This is a genomic window from Bacillus smithii, from assembly GCF_001050115.1.
Classification (GTDB): domain Bacteria; phylum Bacillota; class Bacilli; order Bacillales; family DSM-4216; genus Bacillus_O; species Bacillus_O smithii.
The window spans coordinates 1,482,039-1,502,695 of sequence record NZ_CP012024.1 but is presented as its reverse complement, the minus strand read 5'-3'; the positions used below and the strand labels follow the sequence as shown (position 1 = coordinate 1,502,695).

Here is a 20,657-nt window from a genome sequence, read left to right as displayed (position 1 = left end):
TGTGACCCCTCCTTGTTGAAAGCCGCTCGAACGATTATTTCTCAGATTCAGCCATTCTTTTTTGAAAATAATCAACAATTCCCATCGAGCAGATCGTTAAATCTAAATCGAGTATTTCATAAACGTTTGAAGTGCGTGGCACCTTTCGTTCATCCAAATATCGAGTAACTTTTTTCTTTAATGTTTGATAAACGGCCTCCGTCTTTTTTTCAAAAGAAAGGTTGCTGTCGGCCACTTGCTGTCCTGCTTCTACAAATATAGGAAGCCAAAATCGTAATTGCCGGAAAGCAGCGGATGGATCTTCACTCATTCCAAAATGGCCAAAATAAATCCGGCTAATCCCTAGTTTCTCAATTCGATCAGCAGATTGGAGCATTGCTTCCGGATTAAAATGATTCGGAGAAGTTGTAGGCAAATAAAAATCCAGTCCATTTTCCAAAAGCGGAGTATAGATAATCCCAACTGTATCTCCCGTAAAGATACCGTTGCTTTTCGGGTCATAAATAGAAAAATGATGATAAGCATGGCCTGGTGTATCCAAAAACGTAAGTATACGGTCATGACCAATTTCCAGCGTTTCCCCATCCCGTTTCACGATTAAACGATCTTCCGGAACAGGCACAACAGGTTCAAAAAACTCTTCGAATTTTTCGCCATATACAGCCTTTGCCCCTTGGATCAATCTCGATGGATCGATAAGATGTCGTTTCCCCTTTGGATGTACAATCACTTTTGCTTTCGGGCATTTTTCCAAAAGCAGTCCTGCTCCTCCAGCGTGATCGAGATGAATATGTGTCACAATGATGTATTGAATGTCAGCAGCCTTTAGCCCCAACTGTTCCAATCCCTGCAGAATATAAGGGATAGATGGACTTCCACTTGTTTCAATAATCGTCAATTTTTCTTCTTGAATTACATATGTTCCCGTTCTTTTTTCACGTCCTAAATCCCGTACGTCCAATAACGAAATCCCGTGGCCCAAATATTGCGCACTTGGCATTGTATCCCCTCTTTCCAAATGATTCTCCCTCCCTAATACTACTAGTTTAACAGTTTGCGGAAGTAATGGAAAGTTCGGAAAAATGTTTCATTTTATTTGCATGAAAAAAATCCGTTTTGAATATATAAGTCGCAAAGGCTGACACTCCAGCATACATTTAGGCTTGCAGCAACCTTTTCAAACGTATTTGCTCTAAAATACTTTGCATTTCCTTTTTTTACAAGCGAAAAAACTGACGATCCTTTCATCGTCAGCTAAAACTTACTGGCTCTCTTTTTGAACTTCTACAAAAGTAGAAAAAAAGCAAGCTCCTCCTCCCATGTCTGCCAATTGCTGCGACGTTAAAACATTGACGGATTGGAATCCGGATTGTTCGTCATCCCACCAAAGTCCTTGAATTACGGCGGTTCCTTTTAAACAATCTTCTGTGACGTTTGCGAACAAACGGCAGCGCCCCCTCTGATTGTAAACAATGACCATATCGTCTGTTTTGATTCCGCGTTGTATAGCATCTTTTGGATGGATTTGCAGCCGAGGTTTTCCTTCAAATTTTTTTAATGCAGCTATATTTCCAAAAGTAGAATTTAAGAATTGATGATTGGGTCCAGAAATCAACATGAGAGGGAATTTTTTCTCCATTGGTTGAATAGGAGTAAATACAGGGACAGGCGGCAACCCCTCTTTTTTCATCCTTTCCGAGTAAAATTCCACTTTTTTGGATGGAGTGGGAAAGTACTGCGGAAAAGTATTGTTTGCAGCGCCTATTTTGACATAGCCCTTTTTCTTTAATTCGTCATAATCGATGCCGATATCCTCTACAATTTCTTTTATCATCTCTTCTTCAGTAACACGAAATGCCACATCATCAAATCCCATACGCTCCGCTAGTTCCTTAAACAAGGTAAAATTCGATTTTGCTTCTCCTTGAGGAGGAATGACCGGCTCGTGAAGCTGCAAATACAGATGCCAGTATGATTTATACAGGTCCCAATTTTCGAAATGAGTGGTTGCAGGAAGAACGATATCTGCATAACGGCAAGTATCCGTAAGAAACTGATCATGAACAACGGTAAATAAATCGTCCCGCAACAATCCGGCTCTTACCTTTTGTTGATCAGGTGCTACTTGCGCCGGATTACTGTTATACACAAACAACACTTTAATCGGGCGAGACCGATCAAGCAGAGCATTTCCGAGCTGATTCATGTTAATGGTGTAGGCGCGAGGATTTTGATGGAGATCAGGACGTTGGATTTTATAATGATGAAAAGGAAAAAAACCACTGTTTCCTTTTAAAGCACCTCCACCACGAATTCCCCACTGTCCGGTTAAAGCCGGCAAACATGCGATGGCACGGACGGCCATCCCGCCATTTTCATGATGCTGCAAGCCATTTCCAATTCTAATAAAAGAAGGAGTGGTTTGACCGTATAATCTCGCCAATGAAAGAATCTCTTCCTCAGAAAGGCCTGTCCATTTTGCCGTGATGGAAGGAGTATAAGCTAAAGCCTCCTTTTTTAATTCTTCAAAGCCGATTGTATATTTTTGAATAAAATCTGTATCAATCAAGTTTTCTTGAATCAGTACATGCATCAAGCCAATCGCTAACGCTGCATCCGTTCCGGGTCGGATCTGCAAAAAACAATCAGCCCATTTTGCAGTACGGTTGCGATGCGTATCGATGACAACAATTTTCGCTCCACGTTTTTTGGCTTCATTGGCATAGAGTACTTGATGCAAATTAGTGCTCACGGCATTGCAGCCCCAAATCAAAATGAGCTTAGAATAAATCGTTTCTTCTGGATCAATGCCTTTGTTTGCCCCCATCGTGTATCGAAATCCTTGCGCTCCGGCCGAATTGCAAATCGTCCGATCCAAAAAACTGGCGCCTAATTTATGAAAAAATCTCCGATCCATCCCTTCGCTGTTTAATATCCCCATATTTCCATAAAAGCTGTAAGGCAAAATGGCTTCACTGCCATAAGTTTGGATCACCCGCTGAAATCGTGTAACGATTTCATCATAAGCTTCCTCCCAAGATATCCTTTGAAAAGTCATCGTCCCCTTTTTTCCCGTTCTTTTTAACGGATAAAGAACACGCTCTTTGTGATAGGTTCTTTCCGGGAATTTTCGAACTTTATGGCAAATGACCCCTTTTGTCACGGGATGATCTTTGTTCCCCTCCACTTTTACAATTCTTCCATTTCGTTTTTCCACCATTAAACTGCAAGCATCCGGACAATCCAGCGGACAAACAGATCGGACCATTGTCACCTTGTCTTCCAACAGTATCTCCCTCCCACGATGAAAGCTTACTAGTGATTATAACAAATGTGGCATGTATGTTCACTTTCATTATATAAAAGTTTACTTATCAAATATCATGATGAAAAATCACCTTACATCAAAAAAACAAACATGATTTAAAGAATTTTCACTGATCGCTTTTCAATCAAAAAACTGCTCGTCCCAAATTTCAAAAACAATTGCTTCCTTGAACTCTAATGAACGAATCCATTCTTTTTTAGTACATACTTTTTAAAATTCTCCATTAAAAAAGACCCTTGGATTCATCCAAGGGCCAGCGACTTCTAAAAATTGACGGGTCGTTTTTTTCTCTTCCGAACAGAGAGTTTGTATTTTTCCATCTGTTCATTCCATTTGTCCCATTTCTCTTGCTCTTCCAATTGCTTAAAATATTTGGCCAAATAAAACGGGACTATCAAAAACACGATGTAAACGCTTCCAATCAAAAATTTAATAATGGATAGCATATGCTCACCCAAAAATGCCCACATCCTTTACGCCTCCCTTTCTATTGGTATCTTATGAAATTTTTGTCTATTTTATGAATTTTATTTGTCTATTTCGTGGCAAAATAAAAAAATCCTGCATAAGCACCATATTTTTATTGAAAATTCAGAATATTTTCATGATATTCCTTCCAGCCTTATTGCTTCGATATGGATCGTCTCCAATAATTTTTTTACACAAAAGAGACTTTTCGTTTTCATGCTTACGGTCATTATCCATCCGCATCCGCCTTTTTCTATTTTGGGTTGATCTTTTGTCAAACTCCCTCCACGCATTTACATCACATTTCATCATTTTTCTATTAACTGGATATTATCTTTTTTCCAAAAGCTTGAGTTATACAAGTCTTTCTTTTGGAATAGAATCTTACGAGCAAAGAACGTGGAGGGTAGACTCAATGAGCGTCAGTTTATTTGTCAGTTATCTTCTTTTAGGATTATCGTTGGCGGCACCGATCGGACCGATTAATGCCGCTCAATTGGACAAAGGAATCAAAAACGGTTTTATGCACGCCTGGCTTGTCGGCGTCGGCGCTCTCATTGCAGACGCGTTTTATATGATGCTTGTTTATCTTGGTTTTGTCCGTTTTCTTGACGCTCCTTTCATCCAAGCCTTTCTTTGGTTGTTCGGATTTTTTGTACTTGTTTACACTGGCGTTGAAAGTCTTTTAACGGCCGGAAAAATTTCTGCAAATGTTCACCGAAGCAGCCAACCGCTTTTTAAAACGTTTATTTCCGGTTTTTTTATGTCTTTGTCCAATCCGTTAACCATTTTATTTTGGTTGGGGATTTACGGTTCGGTGCTGGCTAAAACAGCCACTACTTACGGAAAAGAGCAATTGTTCTTTTTGAGCGGAACCATCTTCGCGGGTATTTTTTTATGGGATCTAACGATGGCATTTATCGCTAGCAGTTTTCGCAAACTTTTGTCCACCAACTTTTTGTATTTGACTTCTTTTCTATCCGGTCTGTCGCTCGTCGGTTTTGGCTTTTATTTCGGTTTTCAAGGTATTATGACTCTCATCGCCCATTAAACAGGAGCCGGTTTTTGCTCCTTTTTCCAATTGGATCGTATTTTCAGCACTACAATGGCAACGATTCCGACAAACAATAAGCTGCCGAAAAAACCAAATCGACTCGTTTTTTCCAATAAAGTACCGCTAACCGCCAAAATGATGAGCACCATCCCTGACCATCTCTTTGTTTTGCCCCATGCGTTTAATTCGATCAGCCGCCTTGAATAGAGAAGAATAAAAAACCAATTATACAAAAGCATTAAACCGGCGGCAGTTGTAATATATTCATACACTTTATCCGGCATCGCGAGCGCCAATATAACGGAAGCGGCCATTCCTGCCGCCGTCAAACCCAGAGCTTTTACAGGAACTTTTAATTTCCATTTCCCATTTTTTGCTAACGCAGCAGGGGCATCTCCATCTTGCGCTAACATCACAAGCATAGATGTAATCGAAAACAAGGAAGCGCACATCGTGGAAAAACCGGCGATAATGAACGCTCCGTTAAAAATATGCGGGAAAAACGGCAGGTGATAGTCATTTAAAGCGATGACAAAAGGACTTTCCTTCGAATAAAAGGCCTTCCAAGAATCCATCATCACCGCCAAACCGAGAGAGAGGCAGTAAATGAGTGCCAGCAAAAAAAGCATGAAGCTTCCGGATTTTGGGTCATCTTCTTTTTTCCGCAAGCGAATCGCCAGTATTCCCATGATTTCAATCCCGCCAAATGAATAAAAGGCGTAGATGAGTGAAGCCCAAACTCCTATGACTCCATTCGGAAATAGTTGTTGGATAGTAGTTGGTACTCGAAAGCCATTTCCTCCGTCTAAAACTCCACATAATGCAAGCAAAGCGATCACAATAAACATCAAAATGGCGGAAACTTTCATAACGGCAAAAACATTTTCTAGCCTGTCAAAACCTTTCGTACCCGTTAATACAACCATAATCCCCAAAACGGCATAACCGGCTGCAAAGACCCATAATGGGACATTTGGAAACCAGAAACGCGAAAATATCGATAACGCAGTCATTTGGCTTCCCATAATTAACATTTCCGAACACCAATAAACCCACCCTGTGGAAAATCCAGCCCATCGTCCATAAGCTTTTTTGGCATAAGATCTAAAAGAGCCTTTTTGCGGGTCATTTTTTGTCATTTTTGCTAACGCATCAAAAACGATGTAAGTGGAAATTGCCGCAAGAATATAAGAAAGGATGACGGATGGCCCAGCATTGCGGATGGCAAGACCGGATCCAAGGAAATAGCCGGTGCCGATTATGCAGCCGACCCCGATTAAGGATAACTGCCACCATTCAAGCTGCCCCTCCTTAGAAGAACTTTTGTTTCTGTCCATGTCCATGCACTCCCTTTACTTCTTTTCCTACTATATTGTTCGTTAACGAAAGCGATTTATTCTGTCATTTCTAGTCTTGATTCATCTTCATCCATGCCTTTTCAAATTGGTCGGAACCCACCAAATGTGGTATAAAAAGAATGGAATTGCCTTTACTGACTGGCAACTTAAAGTTGATTCCAATATCCTTTTCAAGGAAAAAGAGGTGCATAATGAATGAAAGCTGCTTTTATCTCTGATATTCATGGAAATGCATTCGCACTCGAAGCCGTTTTGGACGATATCGCCAAAAAACAGATCGATCAAATTTATGTACTGGGTGATCTTTGCTTTCGAGGGCCGAATCCAAAACAAGCTTTAGACCTGATTCGTTCATTGAATGCCAATGTGATCAAAGGAAATGCCGACGAATGGGTGGTACGCGGCATTCAAAAAGGAGAAGTACCGGATAAGGCGCTGGATGTAATGAAAAAGGAACGAGAATGGACAGTCGCTCATCTAGATTCAGCGGATATCGATTATTTACAAAACCTTCCGCAAACTCTCCAAATCGACTTGAACGGTAAGGCAATCCTAGCGTTTCACGCAACTCCAAACAGCTTATTTGACATCATCCGTCCCGACACCGATGATGTTCATTTGGAAAAAAGGCTAATGGCCGAAAACATGGCTGATTTTTATATTTATGGTCATATTCATTTACCTTATATCCGTTTCTTGAACGGCAAAACAGTATTGAATATTGGCAGCGTCGGATTACCGTTCGACGGCCAAGCGATGGCTTCTTATGGTATCGTGGAAGCAGAAGATGGAAATGTACGCGTTTCTATTGAACGAGTAAACTATGATATTGAAAAAACAGTACAGCAATATATGGAAAACGATTATCCTAATAAAGCCATGGTTGATGTTGTGCGAAACGGTCGGCTGTAATATCCAACATGGTTCAAACGTGTCCTTCCCAAGAATGAAGGTTAGACATATACGGAGTATGTTTTGGTATTCTTCTTCAATGCGTTTCATCATAAGGAATGCCAAAGAAAAGGGCTGATCTTTAAATCAAGCCCTTTTCAATCAGTTTTGCCATATCACATGACTCTAATTTGAAGATGGCGTAATCCGATTGTTTTTACAATATTGTTCTACTAACTCCTCAATTTGATCAACATCCGGATATTTTCCCGAAAAATCAAATGTAATTTCATCCAGATATTTTCCATTTCGATACACATGGACAGCACCTTTTTGATAAGTCACACTGAACTCCGGCACAAACCGATATCCGTTCCGTTCAATCGCTCCCATTCGATCCCCCCTTTTTATTTTGCTCTTTTAGAAATCCAACGCTCCCTGCACTAAGCAAAAGGACAAATGGATCAATTCTCCCATTGTTCTTTATTGCTTCCTTATAGTCATGTCTTTTGCTCTTTGCTATCGAATTCTCACTATCCAATATTTGGTGAGAAGGATCATGGAGCGATAAGAAGTAGTCAAAACGATAACCACGGACTCTTCCCGTTTTTGTTACTGTTTTCAATTGATTTTCTTTTTCTCTTCCCTTTTTGATGCGCTTTTGATTAACTTTCCATCGAAACGATCGGGGGCTTTTCCCTCTTCAGGGGCTATGTTGGAAATTGGCAACTGTTCTAATTCTTTTCCGCTCGGCAAATGATTCACCTCCTTACTACATTGCAAGTTTTTTTAGTATACCCTTTGCCGTTTTAATTTACTGGTCGAGTGACCCCCATTTTGCGTCCATTCAAAATCTACATTTGTTTCTTTATGAACTCATTTTCTAATCGATTTTCTTTTTACAATACACAAGCTACATCCAACCATAAATATCAACCATCATACGGAAATAAAGTTCCACTGAACCGCCTTCACTTGTCGGAATAAACGCTGTGTTTTCTAGAAACAATAAAAAACGTTGGCTGCCCACTGTATCTTAAATTCGATACGTTGTTTCAAAACATCTTCTTTCCAAAATCTTTATTTCCAAAACATTCATCATCTAAGTCATTCATCTGGTTTCCAACATTCCATCATAAAAGAGCAACAGGACGACGGGGGATCGCTTTGATAAACAAGTCTTGGTTTATAGCCATCATAGGATTCATCATTTTTATCGCAGCCATTGTTTATTTTATAGATCTTGATTATGCCTATGTCCCTGATAAAGAGGACATCATCAGTTCTTATCGAAATGTAAACAGCTATGATTGGTACGGACAAACACTCAGTCTCTCTGAAGGAAATGCAAAAAAACTTTCAGAAAAGAATGGTGCGGTGAAAGTGGACCATGATTTGTTTGAAAAAGGAAGAGACGCTTTCTATAAAGAAACATTTGGAAACGAAGTATTCCTTACAGATATAATCGGCATTTTGGATGGGCCGTTAACGGCACCTAATTTGATGAAAGCCATCCTTGCTCTAAAAGGGGAAGGTACAACCAATTTAAAAGTAGAACTGGCAAAAGACGTTAAGATCGGCGGGCAATCATTCAAAAAAGGTCAGATGATTTCAACAGGACTTGATGTTCCAAAAGGTTCTTTTGCTCCTTTAGGTATGCCTGTTTCATTTTCTAAAGGAGAGTTAAAAGCTGGCATTAGCTGCGCGGCTTGCCACGCGACGGTCGATCAAGAAACGAAGCGTGTAGTGGAAGGCGCCCCCAACTCAGATTTAAATGCAGGTCTGCTCCTTGCTTTAGCACCCAATACAGCCGCCTATTTCACTCACGCGAATATTTCTAATTTTTCTCAATTCCTTCAAAAACAGGGGAATCTTAAACTTCCCAATAAAGAAAAATTAGAAGAGTCGGTAGACAAGACATTGCTCCTGTGGCCACCAGGGAATTTTGACTCCACGATTGATTTAAAAGGAAATCCAGCTCAAATCCCTTCCTCTTTTACCTTTCAAAATTTCCCTTATAGTTGGAGTGGATTTGGCATGGCTGGTTCATTCCACGGATTAACCGTTTTTAACAATAATGTTCATGCTCAAAATTCCGATTCCCTTTCACAAGCAGATATTGCCAAACCGCTCTTTGACATTGAGAAAGAAACCTATATTGGAACCATTTTGCAAAATGCGGCTAATCCAAAATTTCGGTTCGATCCAAGCAAAGGAAAAAGCCCTTCCGCTTTTTTCGCTGAAGTGGATCCGACGCCTGCAGCCCCAGGAATAAACGAAATGGTCAAACCTCCGACATTTCCAAACGTATCTCCGGTTGCCCCGGATGGTTTAATCGTCAGCAGCCCTGGGTTTCATTTTAATGAACAAAACAATGCAATGTCTGCTTTTCAAAATGCGCTCGTTCCACCTAAACCGAACATAACCATTAGCAAATCGGAAACCGATGATGGGTATAACGTTTTTTCGAAAGCAGGATGCATTAAATGTCATGCCGGCTCTTATTTTACTAACCATCAAATCGTTTCAGCGGACGAAATTGGGACAGAACCGTCAAGAGCAAAAGCTCTGGCCAAAACGGCTAAAATTTTTGCAGAGCCTCTTCTCTATTCACCGACTGAGAATGTGCCGATCAGAAAAAATGCACGTGTGCTGAAAATCCCGATGGACAACATTGACGAACAACAGCTGCGATTAGGTTTTGCACACGATGGAAAAGGCGGTTATAAAACGCCCAGCTTGATCGGCCTTTATTGGCAAGCACCTTATCTTCATGACGGTGGCGTTGCAGTAGGGTATGAACAAAACTACGGCCTTACCGGCACACTTCTCAAAGGAAAACCGGTCGATCCATACAGAAGCATCATCGCGCTTGTGGATCGAAAAGAACGCCAAAAAGTCATAAAAGCGAATGCCCCTCTCCATTCCGTCCATATAACCGGCGCAGGCCATTCGTTCTGGGTCGATCAAGAGAGCGGCTTTACGAAGAAAGAACAGATAGCTTTGGCGAAATATTTGCTATCGTTAAACAAAGGCCGGACGGATCAAAAATAAACGTGCTAAAAAGGATCTAATGATTTTATTCATCAGATCCTTTTAAATTGGTTTTGTGAATCATTATCCAAAATTCACCATTAATGTATTTGATTAAATTTTTCTCTTAGCTGAGAAACGCTATTAAAAATTTTTTCTTAAAAATTTTTTAAATTGATTCCAATTCCGATTCTTGTCAATTTCAAAACTAGAAACTTTTCCTCATCTGCTATTGACTATGAAAGATTACAAGCATATGAATTTAGGTTATAATGGGTTCCAGAGGTGATCATATTGAGCCAATCAACCTTATGTCCCAAATTTGAAAAAGCAATGAACATTTTCAGCAAACGTTGGACAGGTTTTATCATACATCAACTGCTTTCGGGTCCACAGCGTTTCTGCACCATTGAATCTTCTATTCCGATCAGTGGTCGACTGTTATCCGAAAGACTAAAGGAATTGGAGCAAGAAGGAATTGTCAATCGAAAAGTATATCCAGAAACACCGGTAAGAATCGAGTACTCTTTGACGGAAAAAGGGAAAGCATTGGAACCCTTCATACGGGAGCTGGAAAATTGGGCAAACGAATGGGTGGTCATTGAAGATCACTGTGAACATGAGTAAGCCAAAGCTTCATTCATTGCTTTGCCGCCGCAACGAATCCCCTGCTTCCTGTGATATGAAGATGATCTGCTCCTGAAAATGTAAGTCATTATGATCTGTTTATCGATGAAAGAACGACTCCTATTCGTTGTATTGTGAGCCATCAAAACTTTGTTGTATTCTTCATTTTAAAAAATCTTTGAAATGAGTTTGTTTTCGCTTTTATTCAAGGTCATCACCGAAAGATGATTGGCCTCACACGAATCACAACCCGACACCACTATTTCCCTTTTCAATTTATTCTGAATGCCGATGCGATTCTCGATCTCCTGCTCCTTCCTTTCAACTTTTTTTCTACATATTTAGAATGGCTGTTTCATCTCTTTTATTGCCGTTTTATTTCTTTTAGTGATAAAATGAGCATTGTATCGTGAAACCAACGTTTTGAGGTGTTTAAAAATGAAAAAGCAATTAGAAAAAGCAACGTTCGCCGGTGGATGTTTTTGGTGCATGGTGAAACCTTTTGATCAATGGGATGGCATTCATAAGGTAACTTCCGGTTATACAGGAGGACATGTGGAAAATCCAACCTATGAACAAGTCAAATCTGGCAAAACAGGTCATTATGAAGCAGTGGAAATTCTTTATGATCCAACTGTTTTTCCTTACAGCAAAATTTTAGAAATTTATTGGCAGCAAATTGATCCGACAGATGATGGCGGACAATTCCATGACCGAGGAGACAACTACCGAACGGCCATTTTTTATCATACAGAAGAGCAACGAAAATTGGCAGAGGAGTCAAAAGAACGCCTCGAAAAAAGCGGTAAATTCAAAAAACCGATTGTAACCAAAATTTTGCCTGCTTCTACTTTCTACCCTGCAGAAGACTATCACCAAGATTTTTATAAAAAAAATCCAGAAGAATACAAGAAAGACAGAGAAAAATCTGGACGGGATCTTTTTATCAAGGAACATTGGGGTAAATAGACAGTTTGACTTTCTATTTGGTCGTTTTTCCTTCAAACGCTCTTTTTGTTAGTGAGCATAAAATCATGAAATCAAAAAAACAAGCAGACGGAAAAATGTGTCTGCTTGTTTATTTTTTGGATAGGGAATTGGTTTTTTAGTATACCCAGTTCCTTTCTTAGCCTCATATGCATACAATGCCAATGATCAATCGATGTCGAAACGATATTTTTAGGGAGCGAAATGACCGTCATAACTCTTTTCCTTCTTCTATGCGACCTTGATTGATACAGCTTGGTCGTCATTCGAGCGACTGCCGGTTATGCTCTAGTCAGTTCGGATTCCCTTTATTTTTCAATTTTTAAGTTCATTGAAGTTGTCCATTTTTAAAGTTTCAGCGTGTCTATTATTCTTCAAAGCCAATGAGTCGTTATTCATTGGTATTTCAAGGGAGATGAAACATTTTCAAATGAGAGAGCTTCCAAAAAACCGTTCGACTATCTGCCGCGGCAAGTTTGACCATATTGTTCTCTACGTTTTTCAACAGTCCGATTTTGTCTGCTTCCTCTCCCAAATCAAAAACCACTAACGTTTCTTTGTATTTTTTTAATTGTTCTTCAAAAGATCTTGCCAATGGAATGTTTAGGGGAACGACCGGGAGTTCTTTACTGCTTAACGAATATGGAGTTGTTTCGTAAGAGTATGGCGTAAGCCACTTTAAATGGTGCATGGATATAAAAACATTTTTATATACAGGAGAGTAAAATACAATATAATCATTTAATACACTCGTAATATAACCATGAAGCGATTTGTTTTTGGCAGCGAATAATTCAAGAAAATGTCCTTTTGCTTTTAACAGTGTTTTTCGGTAAGAAAGTTCATGATCGTCATCTTTAAAGCCGACGGTCACAGGCGGCTGAACGCCTGTCAATTCGTTTTCGCTCCGTTCTTTAATGTTATGGACATGCAAAAAAGGAATATAAAAATCTTTGCGTCCATCAAACAGGACTAATATATCAGAGCCAATATCCATTAAAATTCCATAAAGCTTAGTCTTATCGGATATCTCCAATTCAATTTCCGTGCCGATATATTTTTTTAATTGTTCCATCTTATTCTCCTTCCTATCCTATAATAATACCAGGTGCACCAGTGTCGCATACTCATGCACCCAGCACGATGGCAATGATTGTGGATATCGGTTTTCCGTTCCCAATAATCGTTTTCTTTCACTACCTCATCCTTTTGTTCCGCTATGATGGATCACTATTTTTAATTCTGGCTGTGGAGTGAGAGGTGCTATATCTTATTTTGGATTCTATCCGATCTTATGGAAGTTCTTCTTAACTATGCAGATCTAGAATGGGATCGTTTTTCAGATCGTCTTCCGGATCGTCTTTCGAGGGATGGTTTTTTTTCTTTGTGGAGTGATCTTAGTGGATGATCTTCCTCGGCTTCAATTTGGTCGTTTTCTTCTTTTTTATCCGTTTTTGGACCTATACTTATGCATTTAATATGAAACGGATTGATTCGTATAATTTCATGGTTATTCGTAATGGTGAAATATCCTCCAGCATTTTCCACTAAAATGCCTTCCAAAGCATCGGGACCTCGGCGATTGATCAATACCCATTTATGCATCAATTGATCAAAAAGATCAGCAAAATATTCGGCTTTTAATATCTCGTGGCTTATAGAAGTCGAAGGTTTGGATGACACTGAAACCATTGTTTGATCAGAATCTTTCGTTTCGGTTAAATGATTAGATTTTATTCCCTTAGATAGTTTCAATGCACTTTTCACATGATCAAGATTAAAATACACGATCTCGTTGTTTTCCAATGCCAAGATAATATAATCGTTGCTTGTTTCCAGTAATGTTCCGACAACCAAATCAGGCCCGCCTTGATTGATTTGAATATATTCGTTTTTTAAGTGGCGGAATAGATCACTAAAGCTCTCCTCTTTAATAAAATCCAACTCCTCGTCCAGTTCCTTTACTGGTTGATTGGCTTTGGAATCTTCACTTACGCTTTTGACATGATGAATTTGATAATAAACGATCGTATTATGTTCAAGCTCTAAAACAATATAATCTGACTGAACGTCCAACAAACGTCCCGTTTTTGCTTCGGGATCGTTGCGATATATAGTAACCATCCGTCCTTTTAAGGATTCTAAAAAGGATTGAAATCGCTCCTTGTTGCACTGATGGTTCAAATTCGATTTCTTATTCATTCATATCCTCCTTGTTCGTGATCCATATGGTATAACTACAGTGCATGTATACTCATCACAAGGAAGAGATGAACCTTGTAGTTGCCTATTCACAAAAATTTCCACCTTACTAATCCAATACTTGTAAATGATTTCGAATATAATTTCCTCTTTTTTCAATAAAACGCAAGATGAGTTCAGGTTCATTTTCAAATTGCATCTGACGGTCTCTTATATAGGGATCTTTTTGTACATACGGTTTAATTTGTTTGTAGAGCTGTTCCACTTTCGGCTGCAAGTTTGCAACGGTATATTTTTCTTCCAATATTTCTTGCAAAATCAATTGATACTTTTTTCGAAACGAGGGAACGTCCAGAAGTCGAGCTGTAAGAGTATTATATCCTTGAATTCTCACATAATCTTCCGACATTTCCTTTCCATTGATGTCCCTTCCCCATGTTGCATCATAATCCCAAGGGATAATTTCAAATAAACCCGTTTCCCTGTTCAGATATAACGCGTAATTATGAACAAATCCATCGTAATTTTGAGTGCAGACGATTCCGGAAAGCCAGTATAGATATTGCTCGACATGAAAATATTTTTGAATCTCTTTTTCAAATTCCGCCCGCGGAGTAGTATTCAATTTAAGAATCATCTCTTGCAAGTAAAATATGTCTTGTTCATTCCCCCATTTCATTTCATATCCTAAATCCAACGAACGTTTCACTTCCTTGTCTAGATCACTCATTAATGAAAAATTGGCATCACCATCCACCGCATAAAAAATGGCCCCTTCTGGCAAGCTCCTTTTCTTAAGAAAACATTCATCTACAGATTCCAATTCTAAATAGATCCCTTCGTTTCGGCCATTTATGGACAAAAAAATATGCTGGGAACGCGGCGACAATACGCCTATTTCGTTGAAGAAATCAAATGATAATTTATTTCGGATGACGGCCGGATCTTTAAACTCTGCATTCAGATGAATTTCTTTCGCTCCCCTGTATATTTGGGGTTTATAAAAAGCGATATGATAAGATTTTTTTTTAAATTTTCTGATATGCGAACCACGATAAGCGATATCAATTTCAAGCTTCTTGTTGCCTATTTTTAATTTTGCCGGTAGTGGTTCATCGTTCCAAATATCTCTTCTCAGCTCTTGGTAATCTTTAGGATGGATATAAAGTTCATATTGAGTCAAGTTGTTTTTATCCATCTCTCTCCTCCTCGCTCCATATAAAGAAATCTCGCATGATTACTATAATCATATGAAAAAAATAAGAGGGTGACACCTGAAGACACCTTCATAATTTTTTTACAAAAACTACATATTTGTCTCAGGCAATTCCTCATTGTCCTCATACTATGAATCGTGAAAAGAAATTTACATTTTTTATATAATTTTTAAAGGAGGTTTTCACATGGGACAGATCACCCATGATGATATTAAAGAGGCCGTTGAAAAAGCAACTGATGCTGGGTTAGAGGATTTTATGTATCAAGATCCAAGCGTCGTTAAGGAAGTAAAAGGCGGTCCATCAACGTCCCGCAGGTCGAGCACCTCTTCTAGGCGTTCTTCCAGACGCTCTTCTAGACGTTCTTCCAGACAGACTTCCAGACGTTCTTCCAGACAGACTTCCAGACGCTCTTCCAGATGCTCTTCCAGACAGACTTCCAGACGTTCTTCCAGACGGACTTCTAGACGTTCTTCCAGACGGACTTCTAGGCGTTCTTCCAGATGCTCTTCCAGACGCTCTTCCAGACGGACTTCTAGGCGCTCTTCCAGACAGACTTCCAGACGCTCTTCCAGACGCTCTTCCAGACAGACTTCCAGACGCTCTTCCAGACGGACTTCTAGACGTTCTTCCAGATGCTCTTCCAGACGCTCTTCCAGACGGACTTCTAGACGTTCTTCCAGACGGACTTCTAGGCGTTCTTCCAGATGCTCTTCCAGACGCTCTTCCAGACGCAGTACTTCTAGAAGTTTTTTTCAATATTCAAGTGAGACGGCCAGAAACCGCTTTGTAACCAAAAAAAGATTCTGGAAAAACGGAAATATGTGGGAACTAAGATTGGCTAAATAATTAGGCTAAAGGATGAATGGTTTTTCCTTTCATCCTTTGTTTCATTTCCATTGGAAAATTTCCACTTAGAAAATTCTCGTTGTTCCAACATTTTTTATTGTGTTTAAACCCCGTTTTCCTCTACGTTGAAACATGTATGATTTCTTCTATTATTTCATTAATCCCCATTCTTAGATGTTATTTATTTCATCATTTTCAAACTTTTCATCTTTTGGTGGGTATAAGTCTACAAATATACGCAATGATTTCATGATAAAATAAAATCTCCTCGGGTTTTACCCAAGGAGACTTCAAACGCCACAATATTAAAATTTTGGATGTCTTTATTCGTTTATCATAGCGATAATTCCTTCATGATCATCTAATTTCAGTTGAATTCCAGCCGCATACGGATCAATTTGATACTCGCTCTTAATCCAACCTCTGATCGCCTCAATAAGTTGTGGTTCTGTCAATGGATGCAATACGCCTGCAATTTCTCCTTCTGCTCCAAATCCAGTGTCATCATCGTACAGTAATTCAGTAATGACATCTTCTGGGCGAACATTTGCTTTCGCCGCTACATAAACACAGACGGCATTTATGATTTCTTGTTCAGAAAGTTTTAACGTCTCCATGAGTCATACTCCCTTTGATGTCTGCGATTAAAGATCAATCTTATAGCGCTCACCACCAGCATGACAACGGCATATAGAAGAAATAAATTGATGACAAATCCCAGCATGGAGCTGATTGGTCCGAGACCATGAAACAAACTTCCTGCTAAAAATCCGCCTAGACCACCCAATAAAAGCCCTTTGGCAAAACTGCCTTTGCTGCTTTTTTGTGGAACCGTATGAGTGTATGGGGTAGTGTTCGATTTTGACGAATTGAAGATGCTAGAATTTTGATTTTTGTTCGGAACAACTTGCTGGCTGTGACTCGGCTGATAAAATCCTTTTCCAGATCTGTATCCTTTTGCCGATGCGCTGTCTACCATACCTAGTCCAACAAGGGAAAAAACAAGAGCCAATGAAGAAAGCCATTTAACCCATTTTTTGAACATCGATGAATTCGACTCCTTTTCTATAATTTTTCATTTTAGTTTAAAGAACCGTCATGTTCAGGTTCTTATGAACTTATTATATGATCTTATTCAAAAATATTCAAGTAGAATTTCTTTCATTTTGAAAAGAAAATGTAACGACATGAAGTTCATTTAGTAACAAAGTCATTTGACTTTCTTAATATCAAAGCGTAAGATAAGTTCAAAAGAACTTGTAAATAGGAGGAAACTTCGTGAATACCTTTCAATTAACAAGAAAGGAAATGGCGTTCCTTCTCCTTTCATTAAAAGGTTGGAGCAAAAAACCACCGCTTTCGGTACTGCAAGAAGCATGGATTCACTCTGAAGAACATGGTTCTCTCTCCGAACTCGATCCAAATGCTGCGAACGTTGGAACGCTTCCGCCCATTTTTGAAAAAATCATAAAAACGAATAAACTCGATAGAGGTTTTTCTTTAAACGAAATAGCAGCACTTGGCAATCAAATCGAGTACACTAATTTTTCTGTCACGGCGTTACAAAACTGGATTAAACGGGATATTAAAGAAATGATCGGCTCTCCCCAAAAAGGAAAAAAATATTCACTTGAGCAAACCGCGCTTTTATTCATTGTAGAGGATTTAAAAACAGCCCTTGACTTTGAATCCATTCGTCAACTATTAAAGTTGATTATCAACGATCCTGATGACCAAAAAGATGATCTCATCAATCCTATTCATCTGTATGCATGTTACTCTACTCTGTTTGAAGAAATCAATGATCATTCTTTGAGCGAAAACCGCTTACCGAATGAAGGAACGATCGAAACGATCGAAAGAATTATTAAATATAAGGCAGAGGAAATGGTTCAGGAGCATTTCCAGCTGGATGAAGAAAAGCGAAAAGCGATTAAAAACATTATCATCATTGCCGTTTTATCCGTTCATACGGCTTATTTTCATATGCTTGCTAAACGTTCTTTGTCCGCTGCTTTATTTTTGCAGAATTTACCTTTTTCTTAAGAGTAAAATCGAGTAGGAGGGAGCGATTAACTCCCGTCCTCTCACACCACCGTACGTACGGTGGTGTGAGAGGACGGGAGTTAATCGCTCCCTCCTACTCGATTTTACTCTTAAGAAAAAGGTAAACTGGAAATGGAAAAAAGAAGCTCTTACGGTTTTTCATCTATTAGGACGGTTAAAAAATGGGAAGGAAAATGATTCCTTCCCGTTTTCTTTATGTGCGCCCGGCATGTACATGCCGGGCGCACATAAAGAAAACGGGAAGGAATCATTTTCCTTCCCATTTTTTAACCGTCCTAATAGATGAAAAACCGTAAGAGCTTCTTTTTTCCATTTCCAGTTTACCTTTTTGGTTGACACCAACTGCTCCTTTAATACCGATCCGTACATCCATCCACCGATCAACTGGACTTTCAAAGGTCTAAGCAATGTTTTAAGAAGCTTATTCTTCTTTGTTGGCTAAGCAGCGGTCGCATTCCATCATATACGATTCAGCCTGTTCTTCAATATATTCACCGCATTCCGGACAAACTTTTTTAGGAAGATCACGGAACATTTCAACAGGACTTGGAACCATTTTTATTCCTCCTTATCAAATTTTTCCATTTTTGTTCTAATGAAGCCGAATATTGTCTCAATGAAAAAATAATGAACTTATGAAGTGGATGAAACGGATGTTATTCTTCTGATTGCGCAAGGCAGCGATCGCACTCCATCATATAAGATTCCGCTTGCTCATCCATATGCTTGCCGCATACAGAACAAACTTTAGTGGATATGCTTTGGAAAAATTCAACCGGACTTTGAACCATTTCAGGCACCTCCTTTTTATAATACAGATTATAAAATCTTGTTTCTGTTATAATACAGTATACACGACATTTCTCTTGTTGTGTACCCCATTTTTTAAAAAATTTAAAAAAATAAAATATAAATGAATATTCGCTGAAAAGAATGGATCTAATTTTCATGCAATAGAATTTTTATTTATTTCCATATGAAAGGAAAAAGGGTCGTAAAAGAATTTTTACTATGATAAAAGTATGAACAAAATGGTTCCGCTTAATCCAAAAAAGAGAAACAGGTTTTCTGTCGCTTCACTTGCAAAAACAAAAGACGGCCCGTTATAAAGGAATGAATTTTGGCATTTCGCTTGATCCAATCTGCTTTTCGACGTGAGTTTTAGCTGTTTTATTTCGTTGTTTACAATAGATTGATATCTTGGTATAGTATTTCCGAGAATGGTTAGATCGTCTATTCATTTGGGCAGCGGTTCTAATTATTTCTTTTAGTTTGGATTGAAACCGCTGCCATTAACATGTTATTGGAGGAGAGCTGCTGTGAGAGTTGTTTTTTTTCTAACTGGTTTGCTGTTAGTGTATGGGCTTGCCATGTTGGTCAGCTATGATCGAAAACATGTGCGCTATAAGGCAATTTTTACTATGCTGATTGCCCAATTAGTACTTGCTTTTATTATGTTTAATACAAAAGCAGGCATTTCGGTCATTGGATTTGTGTCGAAAATGTTCAGTAAATTGCTTGAGATGGGCAGTAAAGGGGTCGACTTTGTTTTTGGAGGGTTGGAAAACAAAGGGATATCCAATTTTTTTCTTGATGTGTTAATGCCTATTATTTTTATTTCGGTTTTGATCGGTATTTTGAACTATTTCAAAATTTTGCCTGTGATTATTAAATATGTTGGCCTTGTTTTAAGCAAACTAAACGGGATGGGGAAACTAGAAAATTACATTGCGGTTTCTTCTGCTGTCTTAGGACAATCAGAAGTGTTTTTGACGACGAAAAAGCAAATTGGACACATTTCCCGGAAGCGTTTGTACACACTATGTACGTCGGCTATGAGCGCTGTCAGCATATCGATTGTCGGTGCTTATATGACCATGCTGGAGCCGAAATACGTCGTGATTGCGATAATACTCAATATATTTTCCGCTTTGATTGTCGGAAATATCATTAATCCTTATGAAATTTCAGAGGAAGAGGACTTGCTTGTCGTTGAAGAAACAAAAAAATTGAGCTTTTTTCAAATGATCAGCGAAAGTATCTTGGATGGGCTGAAAGTAGCTATTATTGTAGCAGCGATGTTAATTGGATTTATTGCATTGATCAACTTAATTGATTATCTCTTTACGCTGGTCTTCCATATATCATTCCAAACAATACTCGGCTATGTCTTTTCTCCTATCGCCTTTTTAATGGGTGTTCCTTGGGGAGAAGCAGTCAAAGCCGGCAGCATCATGGCTACAAAATTAGTGACAAATGAATTTGTGGCGATGGCTAATTTTACAAAAATATCCCACTCGCTGTCCGAAAAAACAGTTGGAATTGTCTCCGTGTTCCTGATCAGTTTCGCGAATTTTAGTTCGATCGGAATTGTCACTGGCGCCGTGAAAGCGTTAAATGACAAACAAGGAGACGCAGTGGCGAATTTTGGCTTAAAATTATTGTATGGTTCAACTTTGGCGTCCATTTTATCCGGGACGATTATCGGTTTATTTTTGTAATAGGGAATGGTGGTTGAATAAAAAGGATCCGTCTTCATGTTGTGGTTTAACAAAATGAAAGTAGAGTGATACCAT

The 20,657-nt window shown here is 39.0% G+C and carries 21 protein-coding genes; 8 read left to right on the top strand and 13 right to left on the bottom strand.

All coding sequences use genetic code 11. The features are described 5' to 3' along the window. Nucleotides 1–34: 34 nt before the first annotated feature. The 3 genes from BSM4216_RS07110 to BSM4216_RS07100 all read right to left on the bottom strand — a co-directional run bounded on the left by BSM4216_RS07110 (nt 35) and on the right by BSM4216_RS07100 (nt 3,798). The gene (locus BSM4216_RS07110) at nt 35–1,000 is read right to left on the bottom strand and encodes an MBL fold metallo-hydrolase (RefSeq protein ID WP_048624432.1); all 966 of its coding nucleotides are present in this window, start codon (nt 998–1,000) and stop codon (nt 35–37) included. Between the two features lie 261 nt (nt 1,001–1,261). Further along, the gene (locus BSM4216_RS07105; RefSeq protein ID WP_048624431.1) at nt 1,262–3,268 is read right to left on the bottom strand and encodes a molybdopterin-containing oxidoreductase family protein; all 2,007 of its coding nucleotides are present in this window, start codon (nt 3,266–3,268) and stop codon (nt 1,262–1,264) included. 323 nt (nt 3,269–3,591) lie between these two features. Beyond that, nucleotides 3,592–3,798 carry a hypothetical protein gene (locus BSM4216_RS07100; protein ID WP_048623239.1) on the bottom strand — a complete coding sequence of 69 codons (207 nt, stop codon included), beginning with the start codon at nt 3,796–3,798 and terminating at the stop codon, nt 3,592–3,594. Between the two features lie 413 nt (nt 3,799–4,211). Here BSM4216_RS07100 and BSM4216_RS07095 point away from each other — a divergent pair, with 413 nt between their 5' ends. Then, on the top strand, nt 4,212–4,847 hold the full coding sequence (locus BSM4216_RS07095) for a LysE family transporter (RefSeq protein ID WP_048623238.1): 636 nt from the start codon (nt 4,212–4,214) through the stop codon (nt 4,845–4,847). Here the strand turns inward: BSM4216_RS07095 and BSM4216_RS07090 are convergent. Continuing rightward, complete coding sequence (locus BSM4216_RS07090; protein WP_048623237.1) at nt 4,844–6,187, bottom strand: amino acid permease; 1,344 nt, start codon at nt 6,185–6,187, stop codon at nt 4,844–4,846. The genes BSM4216_RS07095 and BSM4216_RS07090 overlap by 4 nt on opposite strands. A gap of 216 nt (nt 6,188–6,403) precedes the next feature. On the opposite strand from BSM4216_RS07090, the gene BSM4216_RS07085 reads away from it, so the two are divergent. Then, nucleotides 6,404–7,120 (top strand): metallophosphoesterase family protein, encoded by a 717-nt coding sequence (locus BSM4216_RS07085; protein WP_048623236.1) that lies wholly within the window; start codon nt 6,404–6,406, stop codon nt 7,118–7,120. A 165-nt stretch (nt 7,121–7,285) separates the two neighbouring features. On the opposite strand, the gene BSM4216_RS07080 is transcribed toward BSM4216_RS07085, so the two are convergent. Next, nucleotides 7,286–7,492, bottom strand: coding sequence for a YbxH family protein (locus tag BSM4216_RS07080; RefSeq protein WP_003352780.1), 207 nt, complete (start codon nt 7,490–7,492; stop codon nt 7,286–7,288). A gap of 228 nt (nt 7,493–7,720) precedes the next feature. Next, on the bottom strand, nt 7,721–7,855 hold the full coding sequence (locus BSM4216_RS17230; protein ID WP_255287995.1) for a hypothetical protein: 135 nt from the start codon (nt 7,853–7,855) through the stop codon (nt 7,721–7,723). A 411-nt stretch (nt 7,856–8,266) separates the two neighbouring features. Between BSM4216_RS17230 and BSM4216_RS07070 the strand changes: the two genes are divergently transcribed. The 3 genes from BSM4216_RS07070 to msrA all read left to right on the top strand — a co-directional run bounded on the left by BSM4216_RS07070 (nt 8,267) and on the right by msrA (nt 11,728). Next, entirely contained in the window at nt 8,267–10,153 is a 1,887-nt protein-coding gene (locus BSM4216_RS07070) for an electron transport protein (protein ID WP_156179227.1), read from the top strand. A gap of 273 nt (nt 10,154–10,426) precedes the next feature. Continuing rightward, nucleotides 10,427–10,759, top strand: coding sequence for a winged helix-turn-helix transcriptional regulator (locus tag BSM4216_RS07065; protein WP_048623234.1), 333 nt, complete (start codon nt 10,427–10,429; stop codon nt 10,757–10,759). A gap of 438 nt (nt 10,760–11,197) precedes the next feature. Then, the gene (msrA, locus tag BSM4216_RS07060) at nt 11,198–11,728 is read left to right on the top strand and encodes a peptide-methionine (S)-S-oxide reductase MsrA (protein WP_048623233.1); all 531 of its coding nucleotides are present in this window, start codon (nt 11,198–11,200) and stop codon (nt 11,726–11,728) included. 424 nt (nt 11,729–12,152) lie between these two features. Here the strand turns inward: msrA and BSM4216_RS07055 are convergent, their stop codons facing one another. The 3 genes from BSM4216_RS07055 to BSM4216_RS07045 all read right to left on the bottom strand — a co-directional run bounded on the left by BSM4216_RS07055 (nt 12,153) and on the right by BSM4216_RS07045 (nt 15,146). Beyond that, nucleotides 12,153–12,821 (bottom strand): hypothetical protein, encoded by a 669-nt coding sequence (locus tag BSM4216_RS07055; protein ID WP_048623232.1) that lies wholly within the window; start codon nt 12,819–12,821, stop codon nt 12,153–12,155. Nucleotides 12,822–13,057: 236 nt separating this feature from the next. Then, a complete protein-coding gene (locus BSM4216_RS07050; RefSeq protein ID WP_048623231.1) occupies nt 13,058–13,948 on the bottom strand; it encodes a DUF2642 domain-containing protein in 891 nt (296 codons plus the stop codon). Nucleotides 13,949–14,057: 109 nt separating this feature from the next. Next, on the bottom strand, nt 14,058–15,146 hold the full coding sequence (locus tag BSM4216_RS07045; RefSeq protein ID WP_048623230.1) for a CotH kinase family protein: 1,089 nt from the start codon (nt 15,144–15,146) through the stop codon (nt 14,058–14,060). Between the two features lie 205 nt (nt 15,147–15,351). Between BSM4216_RS07045 and BSM4216_RS17310 the strand changes: the two genes are divergently transcribed. Continuing rightward, nucleotides 15,352–16,014 carry a CotG/ExsB N-terminal domain-containing protein gene (locus BSM4216_RS17310; protein ID WP_082142277.1) on the top strand — a complete coding sequence of 221 codons (663 nt, stop codon included), beginning with the start codon at nt 15,352–15,354 and terminating at the stop codon, nt 16,012–16,014. Between the two features lie 323 nt (nt 16,015–16,337). On the opposite strand, the gene BSM4216_RS07040 is transcribed toward BSM4216_RS17310, so the two are convergent. Together BSM4216_RS07040 and BSM4216_RS07035 are read right to left on the bottom strand one after the other, a co-directional pair. Beyond that, nucleotides 16,338–16,631: a YxcD family protein gene (locus BSM4216_RS07040; protein ID WP_003352768.1), complete on the bottom strand. Its 294-nt coding sequence runs from the start codon at nt 16,629–16,631 to the stop codon at nt 16,338–16,340. Continuing rightward, a complete protein-coding gene (locus BSM4216_RS07035; protein ID WP_048623229.1) occupies nt 16,619–17,059 on the bottom strand; it encodes a hypothetical protein in 441 nt (146 codons plus the stop codon). Before BSM4216_RS07035 ends, BSM4216_RS07040 begins: the two co-directional genes overlap by 13 nt. A 233-nt stretch (nt 17,060–17,292) precedes the next feature. On the opposite strand from BSM4216_RS07035, the gene BSM4216_RS07030 reads away from it, so the two are divergent. After that, nucleotides 17,293–18,060, top strand: coding sequence for a DUF1836 domain-containing protein (locus BSM4216_RS07030; RefSeq protein ID WP_003352766.1), 768 nt, complete (start codon nt 17,293–17,295; stop codon nt 18,058–18,060). A 442-nt stretch (nt 18,061–18,502) separates the two neighbouring features. Here the strand turns inward: BSM4216_RS07030 and yhfH (BSM4216_RS16255) are convergent, their stop codons facing one another. Beyond that, the gene (gene yhfH, locus BSM4216_RS16255; RefSeq protein ID WP_003352759.1) at nt 18,503–18,637 is read right to left on the bottom strand and encodes a protein YhfH; all 135 of its coding nucleotides are present in this window, start codon (nt 18,635–18,637) and stop codon (nt 18,503–18,505) included. Between the two features lie 100 nt (nt 18,638–18,737). After that, nucleotides 18,738–18,872, bottom strand: coding sequence for a protein YhfH (yhfH, locus tag BSM4216_RS16250; protein ID WP_082142276.1), 135 nt, complete (start codon nt 18,870–18,872; stop codon nt 18,738–18,740). A gap of 528 nt (nt 18,873–19,400) precedes the next feature. Between yhfH (BSM4216_RS16250) and BSM4216_RS07020 the strand changes: the two genes are divergently transcribed. Continuing rightward, a complete protein-coding gene (locus tag BSM4216_RS07020; RefSeq protein WP_048623227.1) occupies nt 19,401–20,582 on the top strand; it encodes a NupC/NupG family nucleoside CNT transporter in 1,182 nt (393 codons plus the stop codon). Nucleotides 20,583–20,657: the final 75 nt, after the last annotated feature.